A 24,436-nucleotide genomic window follows, 5' to 3' on the forward strand; every position below is an offset into this window, starting at 1 on the left:
GGTAAACTGCCGCATCTTTGCCATCTCATAACGATCAGCCTGATGCCCACGACGTTCCACGAGATCCCCCGCGAGCGCCCCGCCACCCCTCTGCTCGACCGCGCCAGCACGCCGATCGAGCTGCGCCGTCTCGGCGAGGCGGAGCTCGTCACCCTCGCTGACGAACTGCGCCAGTACCTGCTTTACAGCGTCGGCCAGACCGGCGGCCATTTCGGCGCCGGGCTCGGGGTGATCGAGCTGACCATCGCCCTGCACTACGTCTTCGATACCCCGGACGACCGCCTGGTGTGGGACGTCGGCCACCAGGCCTACCCGCACAAGATCCTCACCGGTCGCCGCGAGCGCATGTCCACGCTGCGCCAGAAGGACGGCCTGGCCGCCTTCCCGCGGCGCGCCGAAAGCGAGTACGACACCTTCGGCGTCGGCCACTCCAGCACCTCGATCAGCGCCGCCCTGGGCATGGCCATCGCCGCGCGCATGCAGGGCTCCGGGCGCAAGTCGGTGGCGGTGATCGGCGACGGCGCGCTGACCGCCGGCATGGCCTTCGAGGCGCTGAACCACGCCTCCGACGTGCAGGCCGACATGCTGGTGATCCTCAACGACAACGACATGTCGATCTCGCACAACGTCGGCGGCCTCTCCAACTACCTGGCCAAGATTCTCTCCAGCCGCACCTACAGCAGCATGCGCGAAGGCAGCAAGAAGGTGCTCTCGCGCCTGCCCGGCGCCTGGGAGATCGCCCGCCGCACCGAGGAATACGCCAAGGGCATGCTGGTTCCCGGCACGCTCTTCGAGGAACTCGGCTGGAACTACATCGGCCCGATCGACGGCCACGACCTGCCGACCCTGATCGCCACCCTGCGCAACATGCGCGATCTCAAGGGCCCGCAGTTCCTCCATGTGGTGACCAAGAAGGGCAAGGGCTTCGCCCCGGCCGAGGCCGACCCCATCGGCTACCACGCGATCACCAAGCTGGAACCGGTCGGCGCCGCGCCGAAGAAGGCCGGCGGGCCGAAATACTCGAACGTCTTCGGCCAGTGGCTGTGCGACATGGCGGCGCAGGACCCGCGCCTGGCCGGGATCACCCCGGCGATGAAGGAAGGCTCCGACCTGGTGGCCTTCGCCGCGCGCTTCCCGGACCGTTACTTCGACGTCGCCATCGCCGAACAGCACGCCGTGACCCTGGCCGCCGGCCTGGCCTGCGACGGCATCAAGCCGGTGGTGGCGATCTACTCGACCTTCCTCCAGCGCGGCTACGACCAGTTGATCCACGACGTCGCCGTGCAGAACCTCGATGTGCTCTTCGCCATCGACCGCGCCGGTCTGGTCGGCGAAGACGGCCCGACCCACGCCGGCAGCTTCGACCTCTCCTACCTGCGCTGCATCCCCGGCATGCTGGTGATGGCCCCCAGCGACGAGGACGAACTGCGCAAGCTGCTCACCACCGGCTACCTCTTCGAAGGCCCGGCGGCGGTGCGCTACCCGCGCGGCAGCGGACCGAACACGCCGATCGAAGCGGCGCTGGCGCCGGTGCCGATCGGCAAGGGCGTGCTGCGCCGCCAGGGCAAGGCCGGCAAGGTCGCCATCCTCGCTTTCGGCGTGCAACTGAGCGAAGCCCTGCAGGTGGCCGAGCGCTTCGACGCCACGGTGGCCGACATGCGCTTCGTCAAGCCGCTCGACGAAGCCCTGGTGCGTGAACTGGCCGCCAGCCACGACCTGCTGGTGACCGTCGAGGAAAACACCGTGATGGGCGGCGCCGGCGCCGCGGTCAGCGAGTTCCTCGCCCGCGAGAACCGCCAGCAGCCGATCCTCCACCTGGGGCTGCCGGACTACTACGTGGAGCACGCCAAGCCGGCGCAGATGCTCGCCGAATGCGGCCTGGACGCCGCCGGCATCGAACGCGCCATCGCCGAGCGCCTGGCCCTGCTCGACGCCTGAGCGGGTATCCGTCAGGCAGACTTGCCAGCCACGGGCGCACCCCGATAAGGTGCGCCCGTTTTCGTTCGAGGTAACGGGAAGCAGGTGAAAGACCTGCGCTGCCCCCGCAACGGTAACCGACGCGCCCCTTCGCGGGCGCAGCAGCGCCACGGCCACTGTCCATGACGGGAAGGCGGCGCTGTGCAGTCGGCAGCCCGGAGACCGCCCTCGACGCGATCCGACAGGTGTTGCGGAGGGCATCACCGTCAAGCGCGGCCCCGCTCCGCCCTTGCCCAGCCCTCCTCGAAAGTCACCCCCGGCACTTTTGAGGACTCACTCCCATGAAGCTTTCCCGTCTCGCCCTGGCCGCCGCGCTGCTGCCCGGCGCCGCCATCGCCGACGACTCGGCCAGCCCCGCCGAGCGGGCGCTGAAACTGCCAGACCAGATCGTCACCTCGGCGCGCCAGGCCGAGCCACGCGCCCAGGCCACCTCGGCCAACACGGTGTTCACCCGCGACGACATCGAGCGCCTGCAAGCGCGCAGCGTGCCCGAACTGCTGCAACGCGTGCCCGGCGTACAGGTCAGCACCGCCGGCGGCGTGCCCAGCTACTCGCTGCGCGGCACCAACACCGCGCAGACCCTGGTGCTGGTCGACGGCCAGCGCATCGCCTCGGCGAGCAGCGGCATCGCCCGCATCGACTACCTGAACATCGACAACATCGAGCGCGTCGAAGTGACCCGCGGCCCGCGCTCGGCGCTGTACGGCGCGGATGCCATCGGCGGGGTGATCCAGATCTTCACCCGCCGCGGCGAAAGCGGCCTGCACCCGGAACTGCGCCTGGCCGCCGGCAGCCACGGCACCTTCCAGCGCAGCGCTGCGCTGGCCGGCGGCGACGCGCGCACGCGCTTCAACCTCGGCGCCAGCCTCGACGAAACCCAGGGCTGGGACCTGACACGTGACGGGCGTGGCGCCGACAGCGACCACGACGGCCAGCGCAACAAGGCCATGCACCTGAACCTCGACCACCAGTTGAACGACGCCTGGAAAGCCGGCTTCAGCCTCAACGACCAGCACGGCGACAGCGAATACGACGACGCCTACAGTTACGCCCCCGGCCAGCCCCACGACGAATTCCGCGTCAGCAGCTACAGCGGCTACCTCGAAGGCCAGCTCGGCGAGCGCTGGAACAGTCGCCTGGAACTGGGCCACAGCTACGACCGCAACAAGGCCGTGGGCGCCGCCGAGGACTGGAACAACGGCACCCTGGAAACCACCCGCCACTCGGCGAGCTGGATCAACCGCCTGCAACTGGACCCGCGCAACCAACTGGCCCTGGGCGCCGACTGGTACCAGGACCGCGTCGACGGCAGCACCGAATTCGCCGAGGACAGCCGCGAGAACCACGCCTTCTTCGCCCAGCACAGCTTCAAGGGCGAGGCCTTCGCCACCGAGCTGGGCCTGCGCCACGACGACAACCAGCGCTACGGCACGCAGAACAGCTGGAACGCCGCCTTGACCCTGCCGGTGGACGAGCGCCAGAGCTGGATTCTCAGCTACGGCGAAGGCTTCCGGGCGCCGACCTTCAGCGACCTCTACTACCCGGGCGCCGGCAACCCCGACCTCAAGGCAGAGACCGCCAAGACCTACGAGCTGCAATGGCGCGGCGACTTCGCCGGCAACCACCTGGAAGCCGCGGCCTACCGCACCGAGGTGAATGACCTGATCGCCTGGGACAGCGCCAGCAACCAACCGGAGAACATCGCCAAGGCGCGCATCGACGGCATCGAAGCGAGCATCGGCCGCGAGCTGTACGGCTGGCAGGGCAACCTCGGCCTGAGCCTGATCGACCCACGCGACCGCGACACCGGCCACACCCTGCCACGCCGCGCCCGGCGCACCCTGAGCCTGGACCTCGACCGCCAGTTCGGCGCCTTCGGCCTCGGCGGCAGCTGGCGCGCGCTGAGCAACAGCTACGCCGATGCGGCCAACGACAATCGCCTGGGCGGCTATGGCGTACTCGACCTGCGCGGCAGCTGGGCCTTCAGCGACAGCCTGCGCTGGGACCTGAAACTGCAGAACCTGTTCGACCGCGACTACGCCCAGGCCACCTACGAGCGGCCGACCGATCCCTCCGGCTACCCGACGACGACCTACGCCTACCGCGAAGCCGGCCGCACCGCCCTCCTGGCCCTGACCTGGACCCCCGAGCTGTAAGTCGGATGGCGTTGAGCACGGCGAAACCCATCGCCGCCTCAGACCGCATGGGTTTCGTTCCTCAACCCATCCTACGAATACCGCCGGTATCGCTCTGCGTAGGATGGCGTTGAGCGCAGCGATACCCATCGCCAGCCCGAACCGCATGGGTTTCGTTCCTCAACCCATCCGACGGATGCCCGCCGGTATCGCTCTGCGTAGGATGGCGTTGAGCGCAGCGATACCCATCGCCAGCCCGAACCGCATGGGTTTCGTTCCTCAACCCATCCGACGGATGCCCGCCGGTATCGCTCTGCGTAGGATGGCGTTGAGCGCAGCGATACCCATCGTCAGCCCAGACCCGCAGGGGTTTGCTGGACTCACCCCATCCGCCGCTTGCCGGCGCGGTTATTACGCCAGCACCCCAGCCATCCGCCCGAGCACCGCGCAATCCTCGGCGTGCCAGTCGGTCAGTTCCGGCCAGGGGTTGTCCGGCAGGTTGACCAGCGCGGTGCGGGTGCCGGCGGCGCGGCCGCATTCGAGGTCGAAGCGGTAGTCGCCGACCATCAGCATTCGCGCCGGCACCGTCTGCCAGCGCGCGGCCAGGCGTTGCAGGCCGTCGGGACTGGGCTTGGGCCGGGCTTCGCCGCGGCCGAGGATGTCCTCGCTGAGGAAGCAGTCGCCCAGGCCGATGGCGCCGAGGGTGATCAGCGCCAGCTCGTGGGCATTGCGCGTGAGGATGCCCAGCCGCCGGCCGCTTCCGTGCAGCGCGCGGACCAGTTCCACCGCGCCCGGCGCGGCCTGCGCGCCCAGGGCCAGTTCGCGCTCGTGTTCGAGCAGCCAGGCATGCTTGGCCGCCGCTTCGTCCGCCGGCAGTGCCGCCAGGTGCAGGAGGATGTCGTCCTCCTGGGGAATCTCCAGCGCCCGCTTGATCGCCGGGAAGTCGTGTACCGGCAGGGTCAGGGTGCCGTCCATGTCGAACACCCAGTGGCGGATCTCGGCGAGGCTCACGCCCAGTCCTCGCGGTGGCGGATCAGGCCTTCCTGGCTGGCCGAGGCCACCAGTTCGCCGGCGCGGTTGAAGAAGCTGCCGCGCACGAAGCCGCGACCGTTGCCGGCCCAGGGGCTGTCGATGGCGTAGAGCAGCCACTCGTCCGCGCGCAGGTTGCGGTGGAACCAGACCGAATGGTCGATGGTGGCCACCTGCATGTCCTTCTGCCACACCGAGCGCCCGTGGGGCAGCATTGCGGTGGTGAGGAAGCCGAAGTCGGAGGCGTAGGCCAACAGGTATTTGTGCAGCGCCGGCACGTCCGGCAGCTTGCCGTCGGCGCGCAGCCAGAGGTACTTGATCGGCTCGCCGGGCAGCGGATCGTAGGGATCGTTCTGGGTCACCGGGCGGATTTCGATGGGCTTCGGATAGAGCAGCTTGTCGCGCAGGCGCTCGGGGAACTGTTCGGCGCTGCGTTGCTTGAGTTCCTGCTCGGTGGGCAGGTTTTCCGGGCCGACCACCTCGGGCATCTGGATCTGGTGCTGGAAGCCTTCCTCGTCGTACTGGAAGGAGGTGCTCAGGGCGAAGATCGGATGGCCCTTCTGGATCGCCGTCACCCGCCGGGTGCTGAAGCTGCCGCCGTCGCGCACGCGATCGACCTGATAGACCACCGGCATGCTGGCGTCGCCCGGACGCAGGAAGTAGCCGTGCATGGAATGCACATGGCGTGCGTCCTCCACCGTCTGGCTGGCCGCCGAAAGCGCCTGGCCGAGCACCTGGCCGCCGTACAACTGGCGGAACCCGAGGTCCTGGCTCATGCCGCGAAACAGGTTCTCCTCGATGGGTTCCAGGCTCAGCAAAGCCACCAGGTTGTCCAGGATCTGGGTCATGAATATTCCTCGAATGCAAGGCTCAAACCGGCTGCTGGCGGCGCAGCACGGGGTATGCGGGGAGATCGGTCAGACGAGTGTCCCACACCGCGCGACCAATGGTGAAATGGTAGAGGCTGAGCAAATAGTCGGAGTCGGCGCCGAGCAGTTCGCCCAGGGCTTCGTCGAAGTAGCAGCCGATACCGGTGCCGGAGAGCCCGGCGGCCTCCGCCTCCAGATAGAGCAACTGGCCGATCTGCCCGCACTCCCAGTACAGCCGTGGATACGTCCAGGGCCCCTCGGCCAGCGCGGCGTCGAGGTCGGCGAGCATGGCCAGAGCCAGGCAGCCGTCGCTGGCGATGTCCTGGCCGCAGGAAAGGAAGGCCGCCAATTGCCGCGCGTCCCCCTCCAGCAGGCGGTACAGCGGTAACTCGTCCAGCACCGGCTGCCAGAGGAAGTCCTCCCGCAGACCACCCGGCGCGCGGCCGCTGCGGCCAAGCCAGTAAAGCCCCGGCACCAAGCCCTGGACACGGTGGATGAACAGCAGCAGGTCGATCCGCGGCGGCTCGCCGCTGCAGGCGAAGGGCACCGGCGCGGCCGCCGGCATGAGGCGCCGCAGCCAGGCCAGCAGCAGGTCGAAATGGATGCCGCTGCGGCCGTCCAGGCGCTGCGCGCTGCGCCGCCGATGCAGGATCGGCCGCAACGGCAGGCCGGGGTTTTCCACCGCGACCTCGGCGCCCGCGGCACTCCAGGGCCGCGGCGCCAGCGCCGGCGCCCGGCACAGCTCATGGACGCGCTGCAGTTCTGGCCACTGCTGGTAGTCCCGCGACAAGCGATTGGGCTGGCCGTGCAAGTCCAGCGCCGCCAGGCCCTGCAGCAGCGGCTCGGGCAATGACGGTTCGAGCGCTTGCGGCGGGCCGATCCAGCACAAGGCGTCCACCGCCTCGCGTTCGTGGAAGCCCGCGCGGTCGAGGCCGAACAGCGCATCCAGGCGGCGCTCGGCGACACCCCGCAGCAGGCGCACCTCCCAGCCCTGGATGGCCGCGGCGATGGCCAGGCAGGCCAGGGCGTGGCCAACGTCGTGCTGGCAATAACGGTAGGCGCGCTCGCCGTACTTCCAGGCCTCGCGCCAGGCAATGCTGGCCAGGGCCAGGAGCATGCCTCCGGGCGGCAGCGCGTCGTGCAGTTGCCGCGCCAAGGGCGCCGGCAGCTCGGCGCGTAGCTCAAGGGCGTGTTCGTCGGCCGTGTAGTGCGCCAGCAGTGCGGACGGGTCCACAGTCCCGGCGGGCAGCAACAGATACGCCTCGGTGGGATGCAGGTTGCCGCTCGACGGGTTGACCCGAAGCGCCCAGCGGCTGCCAGCGGAGGCTTTCCAGGCGGAGATCGCCAGGCTGTCGTAGAGCAGTTGGGAAACGCTGGCCAGGTTCAGCGGCGCCGCTGCGCCGATGGGCCCGGCAAAGGCCGCATCGTACCCCGGCGATTCCTCCAGCGGCCGCTGCAGCAGCTCGATCAGGCGCGTTCCGGCATAGCGCCGGAAGGGCGCCGGTTGGGTCGCCCAGTCCAGTTCGCCAGGACCGGGGGCGAAGCGCTGCGGCGCGTGACGGCTCAGCGCGTGGTAGGCGCGCACCTCATCGGCGGCGCTCATGCCCGCGCCTCCAGCCATTGCTCGCGCCTGATGCGGAACAGCAGGTGCGGGCGCAACGGGTGTCCCTCCGGCAAGTGCGGATGCTCGAAGCCAGCGGCGGCGTCATGGCACATGCCGAGGCGCCGCATCAGGCCCTGGGACGGCAGGTTGGCCGGCACGGTGAAGGCCACCAGCTCCGTCAGGCACAGGTGCGCAAAGGCGTATTCCAGCACCGCTCGCGCGGCCTCCAGCGCATAACCCTGGCGCCAGAACGCCTGGTTGAGCCGCCAGGCGATCTCCACCGCCGGGGTGAACGCAGCCTCGAAGCCCACCTGTTGCAGACCCAGCACGCCGAGGAAGGCGCCATCGCTGCGGCGCTCGACAATCCACGGGCCGAAGCCGTGCTCGGCAAAATGCGCGTGAATGCGTGCGGCAAGGGCATCGCTGTCGTCGCGGCTCATGCAGGCGGGGAAATGGCGCATCACGTCGGGGTCGGCGTTGAGCGCAGCGAAGGCCTGCAGATCACCCTGCTGCCAGGGACGCAGGCACAGGCGTTCGGTGCTCAGAGTGGGGATATCCATGGTTCGCCTCAGCGCTATTCGGCAGGCTGACATTGTGCCCCATGCGCCGCGCCGGGACACGGCCCTGGCGAAGCGGGAGGCCCCCGGCGTACCCTTGCCGACGGATTCACCGAGCCTTCCGCCATGCCGCTGCCCCTGGTCTACCACGACGATTACAGCCCGCCCTTCCCCGCCGGGCATCGCTTCCCGATGGAGAAGTTCCGCCTGCTCCGCGACCATCTGCTGGACAGCGGCCTGACCCGCGACGAGGCCCTGATCCGCCCGCAGCTCTGCCCGCCGGAGATCCTCGCCCTGGCCCATGAGCGCGACTACATCGAGCGCTACTGCAGCGGCCAGATGGGCCACGAGGAGCTACGCCGCCTCGGCCTGCCCTGGAGCGAGGCGCTGGCCCGGCGCACCGTGCGCGCGGTCGGCGGCTCGCTGCTCGGCGCCGAACTGGCGCTGCGCCACGGCCTGGCCTGCCACCTGGCCGGCGGCACCCACCACGCGCACCGCGACCACGCCTCGGGCTTCTGCATTTTCAACGACCTGGCGGTGATCGCCCTCTACCTGCTGGAAAGCGGCCAGGCCGGCCGCGTGCTGATCTTCGACTGCGACGTGCACCAGGGCGACGGCACCGCGCGCATCCTCGAACAGGTGCCGGACGCGATCACCGTCTCGCTGCACTGCGAGAAGAACTTCCCGGCACGCAAGGCGCACAGCGACTGGGACATCCCGCTGCCGCTGCACCTGGGCGACGCCGACTACCTCAAGGTGGTCGACGACGCCCTGAGCTACCTGCTGCCGCTGTACCAGCCGGATATCGTGCTCTACGACGCCGGCGTGGATGTGCACAAGGACGATGCGCTGGGCTACCTGAACCTCACCGACGCCGGCCTGGCCGCGCGCGACGAACGGGTTATCCACAGCTGCCTGGCGCGCGATATCCCGCTGCTCGGCGTGATCGGCGGCGGCTATGACAAGGATCGCCACGCCCTGGCGCGCCGCCACGGCATTCTCCACCACAGCGCGCAGCGGGTCTGGGAGCGGCTGGGCCTTCGCTGAGTTGTCCACGCTGGCTGTGGAGCAGCCTGTGGAAAAGCTGCCGAGACTCGCGCCCAGCCCGCACCAGGCCTGGGCCGCCGGCAGATGAACGAAATCTGACCAGGTGCCGCCGGGAACGGCGGCGAGCGTGCGCGCGCGAGCGCCAGCGACTTTTCCACTCAGGCTGTGGAAGCGCCTGTGGATAAGCTGGGCGCAAACGGCCAGCACGCCCATGCCCCGTGCTCCACGGCGCGGCGCCGGGAAATTGATCAGCCGCCGCTGGCAGCGGCTAGGCTAGAATGCCCGCCCATTTCCAGCAGCCACCCGCGCCATGACCGACTCCACCGCCTCCCTGCCCCGCTCCGCCGTCGTCATCGGTGGCGGTCCCGCCGGCCTGATGGCCGCCGAGGTCCTCGGCCGGGCCGGCGTGCGCGTGGACCTCTACGACGCCATGCCCTCGGTCGGACGCAAGTTCCTCCTGGCCGGGGTCGGCGGCATGAACATCACCCATGCCGAGGCCAAGGACGCCTTCCTCTCCCGCTATGGCGCGCGCAGCGGCGAGATCGGCGCGCTGCTCGCCGGGTTCGACGCCGACGCCTTGCGCCAATGGATTCACGGCCTGGGGATAAGTACCTTCGTCGGCACCTCCGGGCGGGTCTTCCCCAGCGACATGAAGGCCGCGCCGTTGCTGCGCGCCTGGCTCAAGCGCCTGCGCGAACAGGGTGTGGTTATCCACACCCGCCGCCGCTGGCTGGGCTGGGACGCGCAGGGCCGGTTGCTGATCGACGGTGCCAACGGCTGCCAAGCGCTGAGTGCGGACGCCGTGGTGCTGGCCCTCGGCGGCGGCAGTTGGCAACGCCTCGGCTCGGACGGCGCCTGGCTGCCGCTGCTGGCGCAGCGCGGCGTGGCGGTGGCGGCATTGCGGCCCGCCAACTGCGGTTTCGAGGTGGCCGGCTGGAGCGCCTACTTCCGCGACAAGTTCGCCGGCGCGCCGGTCAAGCCGGTGGCCCTGAGCCTGGGCAGCGCAGTGCCGCGCCAGGGGGAGTTCGTCATCACCGCCGACGGCATCGAAGGCAGCCTGGTGTATGCGCTGTCGGCGGCCATCCGCGAACACATCGAGGCCGCAGGCGAAGCCACCCTGTTACTCGACCTGCTGCCCAACCGCAGCCTGGAGCAAGTGGCCAAGGCCCTGGCGCAGCCGCGTGGCTCCAAGTCGATGGCCAACCACCTGCGCGGCCGCCTCGGCCTCGATGGTGTGCGCGCCGGCCTGCTGCGCGAGTTGTCCACAGCCGCCGACTACGCCGATCCACAGCGCCTGGCCGGGCTGATCAAGGCCCTGCCGCTGCGCGTGCTGCGCGCGCGACCGCTGGACGAGGCGATCAGCAGCGCCGGCGGCGTCACCTTCGAGGCGCTGGACCGACAGCTGATGCTCAAGGCCCTGCCTGGGGTGTTCTGCGCCGGCGAAATGCTCGACTGGGAAGCGCCCACCGGCGGCTACCTGCTCACCGCCTGCTTCGCCAGCGGCCGCGCCGCCGGCCTCGGCGCATTGGAGTGGCTGGCCCGGCGCTGATCGCCGCCCATGCACCTGTCCTCTCCCCCGCAGGATGGCTTACAGCGCGATCCCCATGCCGACGCATGCGCACCATGGGTATCGCTGCGCTCAACGCCATCCTACGCAGAGCAAAACCGGCGACATCCGTAGGATGGGTTGAGGAACGAAACCCATGCGGTTTGAGGCAGCGATGGCTATCGCTCCGTTCAACGCCATCCTACCGGCGGTCCAGGTGCCGCGTAGGATGGGTTGAGCGCGCAGCGCGATACCCATGCGGTTGGCGTCGCGCGCGGGGTAGCGCTGCGCTCATTTGAGGTACCAGCCCCAGGGCTGCGCGGAGACGTACTCGGTCACCTGCTTCACTTCCAGGTAATTCTCCAGACCCCACACGCCCAGTTCGCGGCCGATGCCGCTCTGTTTCATGCCGCCCCAGGGCGCCTGGCTGAAGGTCGGTTGCGAGCAGTTGACCCAGACGATGCCGGCGCGCAGGCTGTTGGCCACTCGCGCGGCGCGCTGGAGGTCGGCGGACATCACCGCGCCGGCCAGACCGAAGCGGCTGTCGTTGGCCAGGCGCAGGGCCTCGGCCTCGGTCTTGAAGCGCTTCACACAGAGCACCGGGCCGAAGATTTCCTCGCGCCAGATGATGGCGTTCTCCGCCGGCTCGTCGAAGATCGTCGGCTCGACGAACCAGCCCTCATCGAGCCCCGCCGGACGCCGCCCGCCACTGAGCAGACGGGCGCCGCAGGCGCGGCCCTGGTCGATGAAGCCGAGCACCTTGTCGTACTGGCCCTGGCTGACCAGCGGGCCGAGCAGCACACCGGGGGTCAGGCCATTGCCGATGCGGATGGCGCGGGTCGCCTCGACCAGCCGCTCGATCAGCCGTGGGGCAATGCCTTCCTGCACCAGCAGGCGCGAGGTGGCGCTGCACACCTGGCCCTGGTTCCAGAAGATGCCGAACAGAATCCACTCCACCGCCGCCTCGACATCGGCGTCGTCGAAGACGATGAACGCCGATTTGCCGCCCAGCTCCAGGCTGATGTTCTTGATGTCCTGGGCCGCCGCCGACATGATTTTCGAGCCGGTCGGCACGCTGCCGGTGAAGGCCAGCTTGTCCACCCCCGGATGCCCGGCCAGCGGGCCGCCCGCCTCGGCGCCGAGGCCCGGAAGGACGTTGAGCACGCCGGCCGGCAGGCCCACGGCATCGGCCGCGGCAGCCAGTTCCAGGGCGCTCAGCGGGGTCAGTTCGGACGGCTTGAGCACGCAGGTGGCGCCTGCCGCCAGGGCCGGCGCGACCTTCCAGGCGGCCATCAGCAGCGGGTAGTTCCAGGGGATGATCTGCCCGGCCACGCCCACCGGCTCGTGACGGATACGGCAGCGGAAGCGTTCGTCGGGTAGCGCCAGCGGTTGGTCCTGGCGCCCGTCCAGTTCGCGCGCCAGTTCGGCGTAGTAGCGGAAGCAGCCGATGGCATCGGCGACATCCCATTGCGCCTCGGGCAGGGGCTTGCCGTTGTCGCGCACTTCCAGCTCGGCCAGCGCCGCCTGCTGCTTCTGCAGTTCATCGGCGAGGGCCTCCAGCCACTCGCCGCGCTCGGCGCCACGGCTCTGCCCCCAGCCACGCTTGAAGGCCTGGCGCGCGGCGCGCACGGCGTGGTCGACGTCTTCCTCGGTGGCCGCCGGCACCTCGCGCAGCGGCTGGCCGCTGGCCGGGTCGTAGCTGGTGAAGCGGCCGCCCAGGTCCGGGCTGACCCATTGCCCATTGATGTACAGCTGATCGCGCATGCGCTTCTCCTTGAATGCGGCCTTTAATGCAGCCTCAGGCGACCTGAACGCCGCCGCGGCGGTTCTGCAGGTAGCGGGAAGTGAACAGCAGCGCCAGCGAGGCGCAGATGATCACCGTGGAAATGGCGTTGATCTCCGGGGTGATGCCCCGACGGATCGACGAGAAGATGTAGATCGGCAGGGTCGTCTCGGAGCCGGCGACGAAGAAGGCGATGATGAAATCGTCGAAGCTGAAGGTGAACGCCAGCAGGAAGCCGGCCATGATCGCCGGCGCGATCTGCGGCAGGGTCACGCGCCGGAAGGTTTCCAGCGGCGGCGCGTAGAGGTCGGCGGAGGCCTCCAGCAGCGCCTTGTCCATGGCCTCGACGCGGGTGCGGACGATGACCATGACCAGCGCCATGGTGAACAGCGAGTGCGCCGCGATCACCGTGGGGAAGCCCATGTTCAGTTTCGGCAGGCCGATATTCAGCGCCGCCAGCAGCGGGTTGAGCAGATCGAACAGGGTGATGAAGGCGATCAGCGTGGCGATGCCGATGACGATCCCCGGGACGATGATCGCGCAGTAGGTCAGCGCATCGAAGAACAGCCGCAGGCGCTTGCCGACCCGCTGCAGGCCGAACACCGCGAGGGTGCCGAACAGCGTGGCGATCAGCGCCGAGCACAGGGCGATCAGCGCGCTGTTGCCCAGCGCCTCCATGATGAAGGGGTTGCCGAAGGCGCGGCCGAACCATTGCACCGAACAGCACTGGAAGCTCAGCCCGCTGCGCCCGGCGTTGAAGGCGAAGAGCATGATCAGCGCGATGGGCGCGTAGAGGAACAGGTACAGCGAAGTCGAATAGCTGCGCAGCCACATCTCAGAGCACCCCGTCGTTGCGCGGGCCGCCGAAGCGCGCCGCGAGTTTCAGGTAGACGCCGATGATCGCCAGCATCATCGCCACCAGGGTCATGGCCACCGCGCTGCCGAACGGCCAGTTGCGCGATTGCAGGAACAGGTCGACCAGGGCGTTGCCAACGAAGAACACCTTGCCGCCGCCGAGGATCGCCGGGATCAGGAACTCGCCCATGAGCAGGATGAACACCAGCATCACCCCGGTGATCACCCCCGGCGCGGAGAGCGGCAGGGTCACCCGGCGGAAGGTTTCCACGGCGCCGGCGCCGAGGTCGGCGGAGGCTTCCAGCAGGCGCTTGTCGAGCTTTTCCAGGGTCACGTAGATGGGGAACACCATCAGCGGCAGGTAGCCGTAGACGATGCCGATCAGCACCGCCCAGGGCGTGTTGATCAGGCGCACGTCGGCAATGCCGAAGGTTTCCAGCAGCGCCGGGATGCCGCGCCCGCTGAGGAGGAAGATCCAGGCGTAGGTGCGGATCAGGAAGCTGGTCCAGAACGGCACTATCACCAGGGTCAGCAGCAGCGACTTGTTGCGCCGCACCTTCACCGCCAGGAAGTAGGCCAGCGGGTAGGCCGCCAGCAGGCAGGCCAGGGTGCCCAGCGGCGCCAGCGTCAGGGTGTTGTAGAAGGCCTGGGCGCGGCTGCCGAGGTTGAGGTAGTTGTCCAGCGTCAGGCCAGCGCCATAGCCACCCACCGCGCTGCGCTCGCCGAAGCTGAAGACCAGGATGATCACCAGCGGCATCAGCAACAGCAGCAGGAACCACAGGGTCGAGGGCAGCAGCAGGAGCAGGGTGACACGGCGGCCGAGGCTCTTCCGCGGCGCGGCCGGGACGCTCGCCTGCGTCTGCGGCAACGGGGCGCTGACAGCGATGTTCATGTTCGATTCCCTAGGCATGGAGGCAGGCCGTGGCGGTCGGGCGAATAACGCGCCTGCGTTACCCGCCACATCCCGCGATCAGGTGGAAAGGTCGCTCACGCCGCCTTGAAGCGCGCCATCAGCTCGGCGCGCGCCGGGCTGGTGAGGGTCGCCGCGGCGCCGAATTCGAGTACCGACAGGCGCTCGGCGGCCGGGTACATGATCGGGTCGTCAAGCATCTCCTTGGGCAGCAGCGCATCGACCCGCTTGTCGCCGCTCGGGTAGCCGTGGGCGAGGACTTCCATCTTGTTGTGCGCCGGGTCGAGCAGGTAGTTGATCAGCGCATAGGCGGCATCGCTGTGCTCGCTGCCCTTGGGAATGGCGAAGAAGTCGCTCCACAGCTCGCCGCCCTCCTTGCCCAGGCTGAATTGCATGTCCGGGTTGTCGCGGTGCAGTTGCGAGGCGTCGCCGGTCCAGGCCATGGCCATCCAGGCGTCGCCATTGCGCAGCGAGGGCTGGATGTCCGAGTTGATGGCGAACAGGTGCGGCTTGGCCTGGATCAGCAGCTTCTCGGCGTCGGCCAGCTCCTTCGGCTCCAGCGAGTTGAAGCTGTAGCCGTAGTATTTGAGGGCGTTGCCGATGGCGGTGAGCTGGTAGTCGTGGACGATGGTGCGGCCCGAGGCGCTGCTCAGCGTCAGGTCCCAGAACTGCTTCCAGGAGTCCGGCTTGTCCTTGACCTTGCGGGCGTCGTAGACCATGCCGGTGGTGCCCCAGTTCTTCGGCACCGCGTAGACCTTGCCGTCCACCGTGCCCTGGGCCATGAAGCGCTCCTGGAAGGCCTTGGCATCGAAGTTGGGGATGCGCGACAGGTCCAGCGGCTCGATCAGCCCCAGCTTCACGTAGGTGCTGATGGTGTAGTTGGTCGGCACGAAGACGTCCCAGCCGCTGCCGCCGGCCTGCAGCTTGGCGAGCATTTCCTCGTTGGAGCCGAACACGTTCATCTGCACCCGCGCGCCAGTGGCCTTGGCGAACGCCTCGAAGTTTTCCTGGCTGTGGTAGTTCGGCCAGGTGGCCAGGGTCACGCGGTCACCGATGGCCGCGCCTTCGCCGGCGAAGGCCTTGCCGGTCAACAGGCCGGGGCTGTTCGCCGCCACCACCGCCATGGCCAGGCCGAGGCCGGTCTTGCCGAGGAACTCGCGCCGGGTGATCGAACCGTTCTCCCAGCTGCGCATGGTCTTGATGAAAGTCTTCTTGTCCATCGTCACTCCCCGCCTGTCTGCTGTCGTTAAGGTTGCATCGTCGTACGGCCGCGCGGCGGCGGCCGGGAAACTTACAGGGCCATGGCCAGGCCGCTGGACTGGTCCCAGCCGACCTGCACCGGCGCGCCATGCGCGAAGGCGCCCAGGCCTTCGTCGCCGTGGCGTGGCACGCGCACGCAGACGATGCCGAAGGCGTCGGTGCGCACCCGGTATTCGGTGAGGTTGCCCAGGTAGATGCGGTCCTCGACGCGGCCGCGCAGGCGCACCTCGCGCGGCAGCTCGGCGTCGGCGGCAGCGATGCCGACCAGCTCCGGGCGCACCGCGATGCAGCCCTCGGCCTGCGGCGCCAGCGCCGGGCCGGTGGGCGTCTGCGGGCTGCTCAGTTCCAGGCCGCCGGCAGTGCCGAGCACCACCCGGCCGCCATCGAGGCGCCGCACGGTGCCGCCGAACAGGTTGGACTCGCCGATGAAGTCGGCCACGTAGCGGCTCGCCGGGGTTTCGTAGAGCGCTTCGGGGGTGGCGGTCTGGATGATCAGGCCGTCCTTCATGATGCTGATGCTGTCGCTCATCGACAGCGCCTCTTCCTGGTCATGGGTGACCAGCACGAAGGTGATGCCGACCTCGCGCTGCAGACGCAGCAGCTCCGACTGCATCTCCTTGCGCAGCTTGCGGTCGAGCGCCGCCAGGGGTTCGTCGAGGAGCAGCACGGTGGGCTTGTTGACCAGCGCGCGGGCCAGGGCCACGCGCTGCTGCTGGCCGCCGGACAACTCATGCGGCTTGCGCTGGCCGAAGCCGGACAGGCGCACCATCTCCAGCGCCTCGTCGGCCATGCGCCGCTGCGCCGCGCGGTCCGGGCGCGGTGTGCGGTAGCGCAGGCCGTAGGCGATGTTCTCGGCCACCGTCAGGTGCGGGAACAGCGCGTAGTGCTGGAACACCATGTTCACCGGGCGCTGGTGCGCCGGCACCCCGGCCACCGGCTTGCCGGCCAGCAGTACCTCGCCCTCGCTGGGCTGCTCGAAGCCGGCGATCATGCGCAGGGTGGTGGTCTTGCCGCAGCCGGAGCTGCCGAGGAAGGAGTGGAAGGCGCCACGGCGCACCTTGAAGCTCAGGCCGTTGACCGCCTGGACGCTGCCGTAGCGCTTCACCACGTTACGGAATTCGATGTCGAACGCTTGGCTGGATTCCATCACCGCGGCCCTCGGAAGGCTGTTCTGCTTGTTGCGGAACACGCTATCAACCGGGCTTTCGGGGTGTATATATCCCTCGGGGGATAGGGAGCACCTGATTCGTAGGATGGGTGGAGCGCAGCGATACCCATCGATGAATATCGCTGCGCTCAACACCATCCTACAGACACGCCTGGAGCAGCACCGGGCTCAGCCCGTGGCGTGCATCTCGCCGCCGTCGTCCTGCCCGGCCAACTCGCGGATGAACAGGCCGAGCAGTTCCGACTGGCTGCCGATGCCGAGCTTGGCGTAGATGTTCTTGCGGTGGATCTTCACCGTGCCGGGGCTGATATCCAGTTGCTCGGCCACCGAGGCGCTGGAATGGCCGCGCAGCAGCAACTGGACGATCTCCTGCTCGCGCGGGGTCAGCAGTTGCGCGCCGAACTGGTCGAAGGCCTCGCGGATCTTGTAGTCGAGGTCGCGCGCCGGACGCGGTTGCGCACGGCGCAGTTCCCAGGCTTCGCGCACCACCTGCTCGACCACCGGCCGGGCGCAGTCGAGCCACTGCAGCTCGTCGCGGCTGTAGGCCGGGCTGCGCGTGCCGCGCATCAGCGAGAGCACCGCCTTGGCGCCGTCGTCGAGGTCGACGAAGAAGGCGATCTCCTCGGTCAGGCCGGTCTGCTGGTAGTAGGTCTGGTAGTACTCGCCGAGGTAGAAGTGGTCGGGGGCGAACTGACGCAGACGCCACAGCCCCGCCGCCTGGTTGCGCGTGCAGGCCAGGTAGAACGGATCGAGCAGGTAGGGGCCGACCTGGTAGTCCTCGACGTACACATGCCGCACATCGGCCGGGAAGGTATCGAACAGGTCCAGCGGACGGTGGTTGCCTTCGTAGACGAAGAGCACGAAGTGATCCACCGGGCAGACCTGCTGCAGCCATTGGCTGAGGCCAAGCAGACGCGATCGTCCGGCGCTCAGCGCGAGCAACTGGGCGACACCGCCGGTCCAGGTTTTCAGTTCCTTGGGGCGCATGGGGTTGTCTTTGTTGTTGTGGGTGCGCGCGGCCGGGTGGCCGGTTCACACACTATAGGCGTTCAGGATTCCGCACGGAAATGCAGGTTTTGCGCCAGTATCCTGAAAGCCCGGCCCAGCGCGCCCGCCGCCGTTTGTCACGGCGCAGGCTGCACCGCGATGGGGCCTGGCGTAGCAGATCGGGTAACGATGCGAGCGCGCGCCCGCACGACGCCGCCGCTCCGCTGGGCGTGCGCCCGGATTAGCGGCTGGACGGCCGCTTCTTGCTGGCCGGCGGCTTGGCGTTGCCGGGTGCCTTGGCGAAGCCGGGGGCCTTGCGCACGGCCTTGACCTGCGGCTTGTCGGCCAGCAGTTCGCCGAGGTGGATCTTGCCTGGCTTGCCCTCGGCCACCTTGGGCTGCTTGGGTTTCTTCGGCTTTTTCAGGACCTGCCCGCCGGGCGCGGTCTGCGGCACCCGGTGTTCCGGCTCGAAACCGTCTTCCTCGCGGCGCTGGATGGTCTGGCCGATCAGCGTCTCGATGGCCGCCAGCAATTGCACTTCATCGGCGCAGACCAGCGACAGCGCCTGGCCGGTGGCGCCGGCGCGGCCGGTACGGCCGATGCGGTGCACATAGTCCTCGGCGACGATCGGCAGGTCGAAGTTGACCACCAGCGGCATCTCCTCGATGTCCAGGCCGCGGGCGGCGACATCGGTGGCGACCAGGAAGTCCACCTCGCCGGCCTTGAACCGCTGCAGCGCGCGCAGACGCGCCGGCTGCGGCTTGTCGCCGTGGATCGAATCGGCGGCGATGCCGTCGCGCTGCAGCAGGCCGAGCAGTTCCTCGACGCCCTTGCGGGTCTTGGCGAAGACCAGCGCCTGGCGCCAGTGGTTGGCCTGCAGCAGGTGCAGGAACAGTTCGGCCTTGCGCTTCTTGTCCACCGTCACCAGCCATTGCTTGACGGTCTTGGCCGCGGTGTTGCGCGGCGCCACTTCGATCGACAGCGGGTCGCGCAGCAGCCCCTTGGCCATCTGCCGGATGGCCTCCGAGAAGGTCGCGGAGAACAACAGGGTCTGCCGGCGCTTGGGCAGCGCGGCGAACACCTCGTCCAGTTCGCGGGCAAAACCGAGGTCGAGCATGCGGTCGGCCTCGTCCAGCACCAGCGCCTGCAACTGGCTGAATTTCAGGGCGTTCTGCCGGTACAGGTCGAGCAGCCGGCCAGGGGTGGCCACCAGCACATCGACGCCCTTGCGCAGCTTCATCATCTGCGGATTGATGCTGACCCCGCCGTAGGCCACCGCGGTGCGCAGTGGCAGATGCTGGCCGTAGGCGCGGAAGCTGGCATGCACCTGCTCGGCCAGCTCGCGGGTCGGCACCAGCACCAGCGCGCGGATCGAGTTGGCCGCCACCTGCGGGCCTTCCTGCAGCAACTTCTGCAACAGCGGCAGGGCGAAGCCGGCGGTCTTGCCGGTGCCGGTCTGCGCCGCGGCGAGCAGGTCGCGGCCTTTGAGCACGGCGGGGATGGCCTGGGCCTGGACCGGCGTCGGGGTCTTGTAGTCGAGCCCGTCGAGGGCGCGCAGCAGGGGTTCGATCAGGCCGAGGGAGGCGAAGGTCATGGAGCGCTCGCAGATGCAATCAGAGGAATGGGCGGCATTGTAGCCAAGGACGGGCGACGGCTCAGTTCTTCAACAGCAGGGCGCCTTCGATCGGCACATAGCGGCTCGCCGCGCGGATCAGCGCCTGCGCGGTGAGGCCGGGCACGCCATAGGCGGTGGCCTCCTTGCCCTGGGCGCGGACGCGTTGCAGCAGCAGGTCGAAGTCGCCGTCGCCGGAAGCCAGGACGATCTCATCCACGCGCGGCGCGCATTCCAGCACGTCGATGGTGATGCCGACGTCCCAGTCGCCCTTGGCCGAGCCGTCGCTGCGCTGGATATAGGGCTTGAGCTTCACCTGGAAGCCGAGGTTGCGGAGGATCTGCTGGAACTGCTGCTGGCGCGCATCGCCACGGTCGATGGCGTAGGCGTAGGCCTCGACGATACGCCCCTCGCGGCTCAACTCGGCCCACAGGGCGGCGTAGTTGAAGTGGCAGCCGTAGGCCTGACGCACCGTGTAGTAGAGGTTCTGTACATCGGCGAACAGGGCGATGGTCTTCAACGGCGGCTCCGAGGGAATGGCGGCGGGGGCGCATTATCGCAGCCCGCCGCCATACCGCCAGCCCCGCGCCGTCGGCGCGGGGTGCGTGCGGTCAACTGAAGAGGTCGTCGTCGTCGCTGCCGCCGAAGAAACCGCCGTCATCGTTGTAGTCGGCGTTGCTGACGCCGCTGTCGGCGTAGTTGTCGCCGCCGAGGAAGGACTGCCCGGAGTCACTGGGCAGGACATTGTCGTCGAAACCCTGGGAACCGAAGCGATCGGCCGGCACTTGCTCCTGGATCACTTCGACGATTTCCTGCGGCTGCGAGTGATGGAACATGTTGGTCAGCAGATCGGCGACCACTACGCCGCCCGCCACGCCGGCCGCGGTCTGCAGGGCGCCACGCAGGAAACCGCCACCCTGGGCGGGCGCGGCGGCCGGCTGCGGCGCAGGCGCCGGACGGAAGTCATTGGGGTTGCTGTAGCCGCCAGCGGGTTGCGAGAAGCGCGTCTCGCCCCAGCCGGCCGGACGCTGCTGTTGCGGCTGTTGCTGCGGCTGCGGCGCCGCCTCGCGCTGGCCACCACCGAACAGGCCGGCGAGGAAGCCACCGCTGCTCGGGCGGTTCTCTTGCGCCTGGGCTACCTGAGCCTCCAGCTCCTTGATGCGCTGGTCCAGGCGCTTGATCGCCGCTTCCTGGATCAGGATCGCCTGCGCCATGTAGTAGGGCGCTGCCGGCTGGCGGACGAGGAACTGATTGATCTGCGCTTCGGCCTGGGCGTCGCGCGGCGCGGATTGCCGCTCGGCTTCCTGCAGGCGAGTGAACAGGCCATCGATCAGGGTTTGCTCTTCGGATTTCATGTGGGGCCTCGAGTGAGCACCGGGGGTGGGTTACGCACCCTAGATTGGATCGCCCGGCGAAAAAACAAGTTCTCCGCGTGGAAATCTTCGCCTCCGTCCGTCGCCCAGGCGGCTATGGCCTGCGCCACCGGCCATGGGTTAGAGTCGAGGCCCGCTCGCTCTGCTTGCCGCCCAGATGAACCCCATCGCCATCCTGCGTGACACCTGGTACTTCTTCAGCCGCCACCTCGGCACCCTGTTGCCGCTGTGCCTGCCGTGGATCTTCCTGGAAACCCTGACCCAGCAGCAATTGAGCATCGCCGCCAACACGCAGCAGTTCGCCCCCTGGGGCATGGCCGCCGGCCTGATCTTCTACCCCATCTACACCGCCAGCCTGCTGCTCTACCTCGACGACTTCAGCGACGGCCGCGAGCCGCGCCGCATCGGCGAACTCTGGCGCGCCTCGCTGCGCCTGTGGCCGGCCTTCGCCCTGCTCTCGGCGCTAACCTCGCTGCTGATCTTCATCGGCTTCTCGCTGATGTTCCTCCCCGGCCTCTACGTGATGATCAAGCTGGCCTTCGCCGAAGTGCTGCTGGTCCGGCGCGGAATGGGCCCGATCGACGCCATGCGCGAGAGCTTCCGCCTCACCGGCGGGCACTTCTTCCTGCTGCTGACCACCTTGCTGGCGATCCTCGCGCCGACCTGGCTGCTGGAAACCTGGATCGAGCAACTGCGCGTGGACTCCCCCGGCTACAGCATGGCCCTGAGCCTGCTCAGCGGCGTCCTGCAACTCCTGCTCACCGTGGCCGCCTACCGCATCTTCATGCTCGGCCCGCTGCGCGAGGAAGCCTGAGGCACATACCCGGAGCGCTCAACGCCGCTCCGGCTTGAGCCCGGACAGCCGCGGCACCAGCAGGCGCTCGAACAGCCGCGGGAACCAGCGCGCGAGGATGCGCGCACGCCAGTTGACGTTGGACAGCACCAGCAGCCGCTTGCGCCGCAACGCGCCCTGGTAGATCGCCTCGGCGACATCGCCTGGGGAGGCCACCGCGCTGCCCAGCACCCGCGCCGGCTGGCGGATCAGCGAGCCATCGCCGAGCAGGGCGTTCTTGCGCAGGTCGGTGGCGGTGAAGCCGGGGCAGGCCAGGGTCACTGAAACGCCGGTTCCGTCGAGTTCCAGGCGCAGGGTGTCGAACAGCCCGTGCAGGGCATGCTTGCTGGCGTTGTAGGCGCTGCGGTAGAGCAGCGGCGCGAAGCCGGTCAGCGAGCTGAGCACGACGATCTGTCCGCGCCGCGCCAGCAGGCTCGGCAAGGCCGCCTGGGTGCAGTGCAGCGCGCCATAGAAATTCACCGCCATGACCCGCTGGAACACCCGCAGATCGGTATCGACGAACAGACTGCGGTGGGTGATGCCGGCGTTATTGATCAGCACGTCGATGCCGCCGAAACGCTCGATGGCCAGGGCCGCCGCCGCATTCACCGCGGCGGCGTCGGCAACGTCGCAGCGCAGGCCCAGCGCCTCGACATTGAGGTGTTGTTCGAGGTGCTGCACCAGGCTGTCCAGCGCCGCCTGGTCGAGGTCGAGGATCACCAGGCGCGCGCCGGCCTGGGCGAAACGCAGCGCCAGGGCGCGGCCGATGCCCGAGCAGCCGCCGCTGACCAGCACCGTCTTGTGCCGGTAGACCTTGCTGGAAAACACCTTGCGCTGCATGGCCCGGACCCTCGCCGACGCGCACCCGGAACGCGGGCTGGATAGCGCGGTCACAGGCTCTGTGCTTTAGTCACTCCAGCATAGCCGCTGCCATCGATGAACTTGCCCAGAACCCTGCGCATCGCCCTGTCGCTTTCTGTGTCGCTGCTTGCCGCCCTCGCCGCCCTGGCCTGGCTGCTCGCCTGGCATCCGCCCGCCCGCGAGGCCGTGGCGGCGCAATGCCGCGCGACCGCCGCCGAGCTGCCGGCGGGACAGCCGCTGAAGGTGATGACCTGGAACCTGCAATACCTGGCCGGCAAACGCTACGTGTTCTGGAACGACCTGCCCGACGCCAGCGGCCCGGACGAGCGCCCGACCGCCGCCGACCTGGCCAACGGCCTGGACGAGGTGGTGCGGGTGATCCGCGACGAAAACCCCGATGTCCTGCTGCTGCAAGAGGTCGACGACGGCGCCGCCGCCACCGACTGGCAGGACCAGCAGGCCCTGCTCGCCGCGCGCCTGGCCGACCTTTACCCATGCAGCGCCGCGGCCTTCGACTGGAAGGTGCGCTTCGATCCCAATCCCCATGTGCTCGGCAGCCAGGGGCGCAAGCTGGTGACCTTCAGCCGCTACCGCATCGCCAGCGCCGAGCGCCTGGCCCTGCCCCGCCCCAGCCAGGTGCCGCTGTTGCAAGCCTTCGCCCCGCAACCGGCCCTGCTCAGCGTGCGCCTGGCGGGCCACGGCGGCCAGGCGCTGAACGTGCTGAACACCTGGCTGAGCCGCTCCGACGGGCACAGCGACACCGCACAACGGCAGGTCAGCGCGCTACTCGCCCACCTGCAAGACTTGCAGGCCGGGCAGGCGCCCTGGCTGCTCGGCGGCGACTTCGGCCTGCTGCCGCTGGGCCAGTACCCCTACCTGCCCGAGCCGATGCGCGCGGCCTACCGGCCCAACAGCGAACTCAACCTGCTGGCCGCGCGCTACCCGGTGATCCCCGCGTTGCAGGAAGCCAGCGGCACCGGGCAGGAACACTGGTACAGCTTTTTCCCCAACGATCCACGGGTCAGCAAACCCGACCGCACCCTGGATTTCTTCTTCCACACCCCGCGCCTGACCCGCCTCGACGCCTTCGTGCGGCGGGCCGACACCCTGCGCATCTCCACGCATTTGCCACTTGTCGCACGTTTTCGCCTGGCGCCCTGAGCCTGCGTCGTCCGTGCGCTGGACAAGCCCAGCCCCCCACCGCATGCTCGCGCCGACCCTGTCGGAACACGTCTTGACGTCGCGGTGCTGTCCATGCGCAGAAGACCCTTGCTCAGCCTCTTTGCCAGCCTGCTCCCGGTCACGCTCGCCCATGCCCTGAGCGGTCCGGCGCAGCCCGCTGCCGCGCCAGGGGCGGAACCGGCACTGCAAGTCGGCTACTACGAATTCCCGCCCTACATCTATACCGACGAAGGCGGCGCCGCGCGCGGCTCGGGCGCCGAGCTGGTGCGCCGACTGGCGCGCCAGGCCGGCTACCGCGCCGAATTCCGCGCACTGCCCAGCGCGCGCCTGTACCAGGCCCTGCAGGACGGCAGCGTGCAGCTCTGGGCCGGCGCGCCGGGCAAGCCCGAGCTGGCCGACAGCACCCTGGAATGCGAACACGTGCTCGGCTACGTCAGCCTCAACCTCTACCGCCTGGCGTCACGGCCGGCGCCACGCCTGCCGCAGGACCTGAGCGGCAGCCGGCTGATCCTGATCAACGGCTACAGCTACTGGAAGGCCGCCACGCAACTGCTCGACGACCCGACGCTGAAGCTCGAACTGCATCGCACCAGCACCCATGCCGCGGCCCTGCAAATGCTCCTGCGCGGGCGCGGCGACTACCTGCTCGATTACCAGGCGCCGGTGGAACAGGCACAGCGCGAAGCGGGCATGCCGGAGCTGGCCTACGAGCCGATCTCCCACCTGCCGGTCAAACTGATCCTCTCGCGCCGCGCCGGCGACGCCGAACGGTTGCGGCGCCGCTTCGACCTGGCCTACGAACAACTGCGCGCGGCGGGCGTCCGGCTCGAACTGAACTGAGCGGTGCCGC

At 68.9% G+C, this 24,436-nt stretch carries 21 protein-coding genes and 1 riboswitch; of the genes, 7 read left to right on the forward strand and 14 right to left on the reverse strand.

Annotated elements, in window-relative coordinates:
* Window positions 1-42: 42 nt before the first annotated feature.
* The gene (gene dxs, locus BLQ74_RS06750) at window positions 43-1,938 is read left to right on the forward strand and encodes a 1-deoxy-D-xylulose-5-phosphate synthase (protein ID WP_090261771.1); all 1,896 of its coding nucleotides are present in this window, start codon (window positions 43-45) and stop codon (window positions 1,936-1,938) included.
* A 30-nt stretch (window positions 1,939-1,968) separates the two neighbouring features.
* A riboswitch (cobalamin riboswitch) is annotated at window positions 1,969-2,162 on the forward strand.
* Between the two features lie 96 nt (window positions 2,163-2,258).
* A complete protein-coding gene (locus BLQ74_RS06755) occupies window positions 2,259-4,133 on the forward strand; it encodes a TonB-dependent receptor domain-containing protein (protein ID WP_090261772.1) in 1,875 nt (624 codons plus the stop codon).
* A gap of 390 nt (window positions 4,134-4,523) precedes the next feature.
* On the opposite strand, the gene BLQ74_RS06760 is transcribed toward BLQ74_RS06755, so the two are convergent.
* The 4 genes from BLQ74_RS06760 to BLQ74_RS06775 are packed head-to-tail and all read right to left on the reverse strand — an operon-like array spanning window position 4,524 to window position 8,173.
* On the reverse strand, window positions 4,524-5,123 hold the full coding sequence (locus BLQ74_RS06760; RefSeq protein WP_090261773.1) for an HAD family hydrolase: 600 nt from the start codon (window positions 5,121-5,123) through the stop codon (window positions 4,524-4,526).
* Window positions 5,120-5,989 carry an acyl-CoA thioesterase II gene (gene tesB / locus BLQ74_RS06765; RefSeq protein ID WP_090261774.1) on the reverse strand — a complete coding sequence of 290 codons (870 nt, stop codon included), beginning with the start codon at window positions 5,987-5,989 and terminating at the stop codon, window positions 5,120-5,122. Before tesB ends, BLQ74_RS06760 begins: the two co-directional genes overlap by 4 nt.
* Before the next feature lie 22 nt (window positions 5,990-6,011).
* A complete protein-coding gene (locus tag BLQ74_RS06770; protein ID WP_090261775.1) occupies window positions 6,012-7,613 on the reverse strand; it encodes a nitroreductase family protein in 1,602 nt (533 codons plus the stop codon).
* Window positions 7,610-8,173 (reverse strand): GNAT family N-acetyltransferase, encoded by a 564-nt coding sequence (locus tag BLQ74_RS06775; protein ID WP_090261776.1) that lies wholly within the window; start codon window positions 8,171-8,173, stop codon window positions 7,610-7,612. The genes BLQ74_RS06770 and BLQ74_RS06775 overlap by 4 nt, the downstream gene beginning before the upstream one ends.
* A 123-nt stretch (window positions 8,174-8,296) precedes the next feature.
* Here BLQ74_RS06775 and BLQ74_RS06780 point away from each other — a divergent pair, with 123 nt between their 5' ends.
* Together BLQ74_RS06780 and BLQ74_RS06785 are read left to right on the forward strand one after the other, a co-directional pair.
* On the forward strand, window positions 8,297-9,217 hold the full coding sequence (locus tag BLQ74_RS06780) for a histone deacetylase family protein (protein WP_090261777.1): 921 nt from the start codon (window positions 8,297-8,299) through the stop codon (window positions 9,215-9,217).
* A 376-nt stretch (window positions 9,218-9,593) separates the two neighbouring features.
* The gene (locus tag BLQ74_RS06785) at window positions 9,594-10,766 is read left to right on the forward strand and encodes a TIGR03862 family flavoprotein (RefSeq protein ID WP_244507159.1); all 1,173 of its coding nucleotides are present in this window, start codon (window positions 9,594-9,596) and stop codon (window positions 10,764-10,766) included.
* A 288-nt stretch (window positions 10,767-11,054) separates the two neighbouring features.
* On the opposite strand, the gene BLQ74_RS06790 is transcribed toward BLQ74_RS06785, so the two are convergent.
* The 9 genes from BLQ74_RS06790 to BLQ74_RS06830 form a co-directional block, all read right to left on the reverse strand.
* Window positions 11,055-12,527 (reverse strand): aldehyde dehydrogenase family protein, encoded by a 1,473-nt coding sequence (locus BLQ74_RS06790; RefSeq protein ID WP_090261779.1) that lies wholly within the window; start codon window positions 12,525-12,527, stop codon window positions 11,055-11,057.
* 34 nt (window positions 12,528-12,561) lie between these two features.
* Window positions 12,562-13,380, reverse strand: coding sequence for an ABC transporter permease (locus BLQ74_RS06795; RefSeq protein WP_090261780.1), 819 nt, complete (start codon window positions 13,378-13,380; stop codon window positions 12,562-12,564).
* Between the two features lies 1 nt (window position 13,381).
* A complete protein-coding gene (locus tag BLQ74_RS06800; protein WP_090261781.1) occupies window positions 13,382-14,293 on the reverse strand; it encodes an ABC transporter permease in 912 nt (303 codons plus the stop codon).
* A gap of 95 nt (window positions 14,294-14,388) precedes the next feature.
* Window positions 14,389-15,531 (reverse strand): ABC transporter substrate-binding protein, encoded by a 1,143-nt coding sequence (locus tag BLQ74_RS06805; protein WP_090261782.1) that lies wholly within the window; start codon window positions 15,529-15,531, stop codon window positions 14,389-14,391.
* 71 nt (window positions 15,532-15,602) lie between these two features.
* On the reverse strand, window positions 15,603-16,718 hold the full coding sequence (locus BLQ74_RS06810; protein WP_090261996.1) for an ABC transporter ATP-binding protein: 1,116 nt from the start codon (window positions 16,716-16,718) through the stop codon (window positions 15,603-15,605).
* Window positions 16,719-16,907: 189 nt separating this feature from the next.
* Window positions 16,908-17,726 (reverse strand): helix-turn-helix transcriptional regulator, encoded by an 819-nt coding sequence (locus BLQ74_RS06815; protein WP_090261783.1) that lies wholly within the window; start codon window positions 17,724-17,726, stop codon window positions 16,908-16,910.
* A 241-nt stretch (window positions 17,727-17,967) separates the two neighbouring features.
* Window positions 17,968-19,320 (reverse strand): RNA helicase RhlE1, encoded by a 1,353-nt coding sequence (gene rhlE1, locus BLQ74_RS06820; protein ID WP_090261784.1) that lies wholly within the window; start codon window positions 19,318-19,320, stop codon window positions 17,968-17,970.
* Between the two features lie 61 nt (window positions 19,321-19,381).
* The gene (locus BLQ74_RS06825; protein ID WP_090261785.1) at window positions 19,382-19,858 is read right to left on the reverse strand and encodes a LabA-like NYN domain-containing protein; all 477 of its coding nucleotides are present in this window, start codon (window positions 19,856-19,858) and stop codon (window positions 19,382-19,384) included.
* A 91-nt stretch (window positions 19,859-19,949) separates the two neighbouring features.
* Window positions 19,950-20,693, reverse strand: a complete 744-nt coding sequence (locus tag BLQ74_RS06830) for a DUF2076 domain-containing protein (RefSeq protein ID WP_090261786.1) — start codon at window positions 20,691-20,693, stop codon at window positions 19,950-19,952.
* Between the two features lie 175 nt (window positions 20,694-20,868).
* Between BLQ74_RS06830 and BLQ74_RS06835 the strand changes: the two genes are divergently transcribed.
* Window positions 20,869-21,525, forward strand: a complete 657-nt coding sequence (locus BLQ74_RS06835; protein WP_090261787.1) for a YciC family protein — start codon at window positions 20,869-20,871, stop codon at window positions 21,523-21,525.
* Window positions 21,526-21,543: 18 nt separating this feature from the next.
* Here BLQ74_RS06835 and BLQ74_RS06840 read toward each other — a convergent pair whose 3' ends face one another.
* Window positions 21,544-22,383: an SDR family oxidoreductase gene (locus tag BLQ74_RS06840; protein ID WP_090261788.1), complete on the reverse strand. Its 840-nt coding sequence runs from the start codon at window positions 22,381-22,383 to the stop codon at window positions 21,544-21,546.
* A 96-nt stretch (window positions 22,384-22,479) separates the two neighbouring features.
* On the opposite strand from BLQ74_RS06840, the gene BLQ74_RS06845 reads away from it, so the two are divergent.
* Both BLQ74_RS06845 and BLQ74_RS06850 read left to right on the forward strand, forming a co-directional pair.
* Window positions 22,480-23,565, forward strand: a complete 1,086-nt coding sequence (locus tag BLQ74_RS06845; RefSeq protein WP_090261789.1) for an endonuclease/exonuclease/phosphatase family protein — start codon at window positions 22,480-22,482, stop codon at window positions 23,563-23,565.
* 93 nt (window positions 23,566-23,658) lie between these two features.
* A complete protein-coding gene (locus tag BLQ74_RS06850) occupies window positions 23,659-24,426 on the forward strand; it encodes a substrate-binding periplasmic protein (protein ID WP_090261997.1) in 768 nt (255 codons plus the stop codon).
* Window positions 24,427-24,436 lie beyond the last annotated feature (10 nt).

This window comes from Pseudomonas panipatensis (assembly GCF_900099785.1).
Classification (GTDB): Bacteria; Pseudomonadota; Gammaproteobacteria; order Pseudomonadales; family Pseudomonadaceae; genus Pseudomonas; species Pseudomonas panipatensis.

Bases quoted from the DNA above. Each gene is read 5' to 3' on its own strand.
- BLQ74_RS06775 (WP_090261776.1), bottom strand. From the start codon at position 8,173: ATGGATATCCCCACTCTGAGCACCGAACGCCTGTGCCTGCGTCCCTGG.
- dxs (WP_090261771.1), top strand. From the start codon at position 43: ATGCCCACGACGTTCCACGAGATCCCCCGCGAGCGCCCCGCCACCCCT.
- BLQ74_RS06805 (WP_090261782.1), bottom strand. From the start codon at position 15,531: ATGGACAAGAAGACTTTCATCAAGACCATGCGCAGCTGGGAGAACGGT.
- BLQ74_RS06850 (WP_090261997.1), top strand. From the start codon at position 23,659: ATGCGCAGAAGACCCTTGCTCAGCCTCTTTGCCAGCCTGCTCCCGGTC.
- BLQ74_RS06770 (WP_090261775.1), bottom strand. From the start codon at position 7,613: ATGAGCGCCGCCGATGAGGTGCGCGCCTACCACGCGCTGAGCCGTCAC.
- BLQ74_RS06780 (WP_090261777.1), top strand. From the start codon at position 8,297: ATGCCGCTGCCCCTGGTCTACCACGACGATTACAGCCCGCCCTTCCCC.
- BLQ74_RS06800 (WP_090261781.1), bottom strand. From the start codon at position 14,293: ATGAACATCGCTGTCAGCGCCCCGTTGCCGCAGACGCAGGCGAGCGTC.
- BLQ74_RS06795 (WP_090261780.1), bottom strand. From the start codon at position 13,380: ATGTGGCTGCGCAGCTATTCGACTTCGCTGTACCTGTTCCTCTACGCG.
- tesB (WP_090261774.1), bottom strand. From the start codon at position 5,989: ATGACCCAGATCCTGGACAACCTGGTGGCTTTGCTGAGCCTGGAACCC.
- BLQ74_RS06840 (WP_090261788.1), bottom strand. From the start codon at position 22,383: ATGCAGCGCAAGGTGTTTTCCAGCAAGGTCTACCGGCACAAGACGGTG.
- BLQ74_RS06755 (WP_090261772.1), top strand. From the start codon at position 2,259: ATGAAGCTTTCCCGTCTCGCCCTGGCCGCCGCGCTGCTGCCCGGCGCC.
- BLQ74_RS06790 (WP_090261779.1), bottom strand. From the start codon at position 12,527: ATGCGCGATCAGCTGTACATCAATGGGCAATGGGTCAGCCCGGACCTG.
- BLQ74_RS06785 (WP_244507159.1), top strand. From the start codon at position 9,594: ATGGCCGCCGAGGTCCTCGGCCGGGCCGGCGTGCGCGTGGACCTCTAC.
- BLQ74_RS06845 (WP_090261789.1), top strand. From the start codon at position 22,480: ATGAACTTGCCCAGAACCCTGCGCATCGCCCTGTCGCTTTCTGTGTCG.
- rhlE1 (WP_090261784.1), bottom strand. From the start codon at position 19,320: ATGACCTTCGCCTCCCTCGGCCTGATCGAACCCCTGCTGCGCGCCCTC.
- BLQ74_RS06815 (WP_090261783.1), bottom strand. From the start codon at position 17,726: ATGCGCCCCAAGGAACTGAAAACCTGGACCGGCGGTGTCGCCCAGTTG.
- BLQ74_RS06835 (WP_090261787.1), top strand. From the start codon at position 20,869: ATGAACCCCATCGCCATCCTGCGTGACACCTGGTACTTCTTCAGCCGC.
- BLQ74_RS06830 (WP_090261786.1), bottom strand. From the start codon at position 20,693: ATGAAATCCGAAGAGCAAACCCTGATCGATGGCCTGTTCACTCGCCTG.
- BLQ74_RS06810 (WP_090261996.1), bottom strand. From the start codon at position 16,718: ATGGAATCCAGCCAAGCGTTCGACATCGAATTCCGTAACGTGGTGAAG.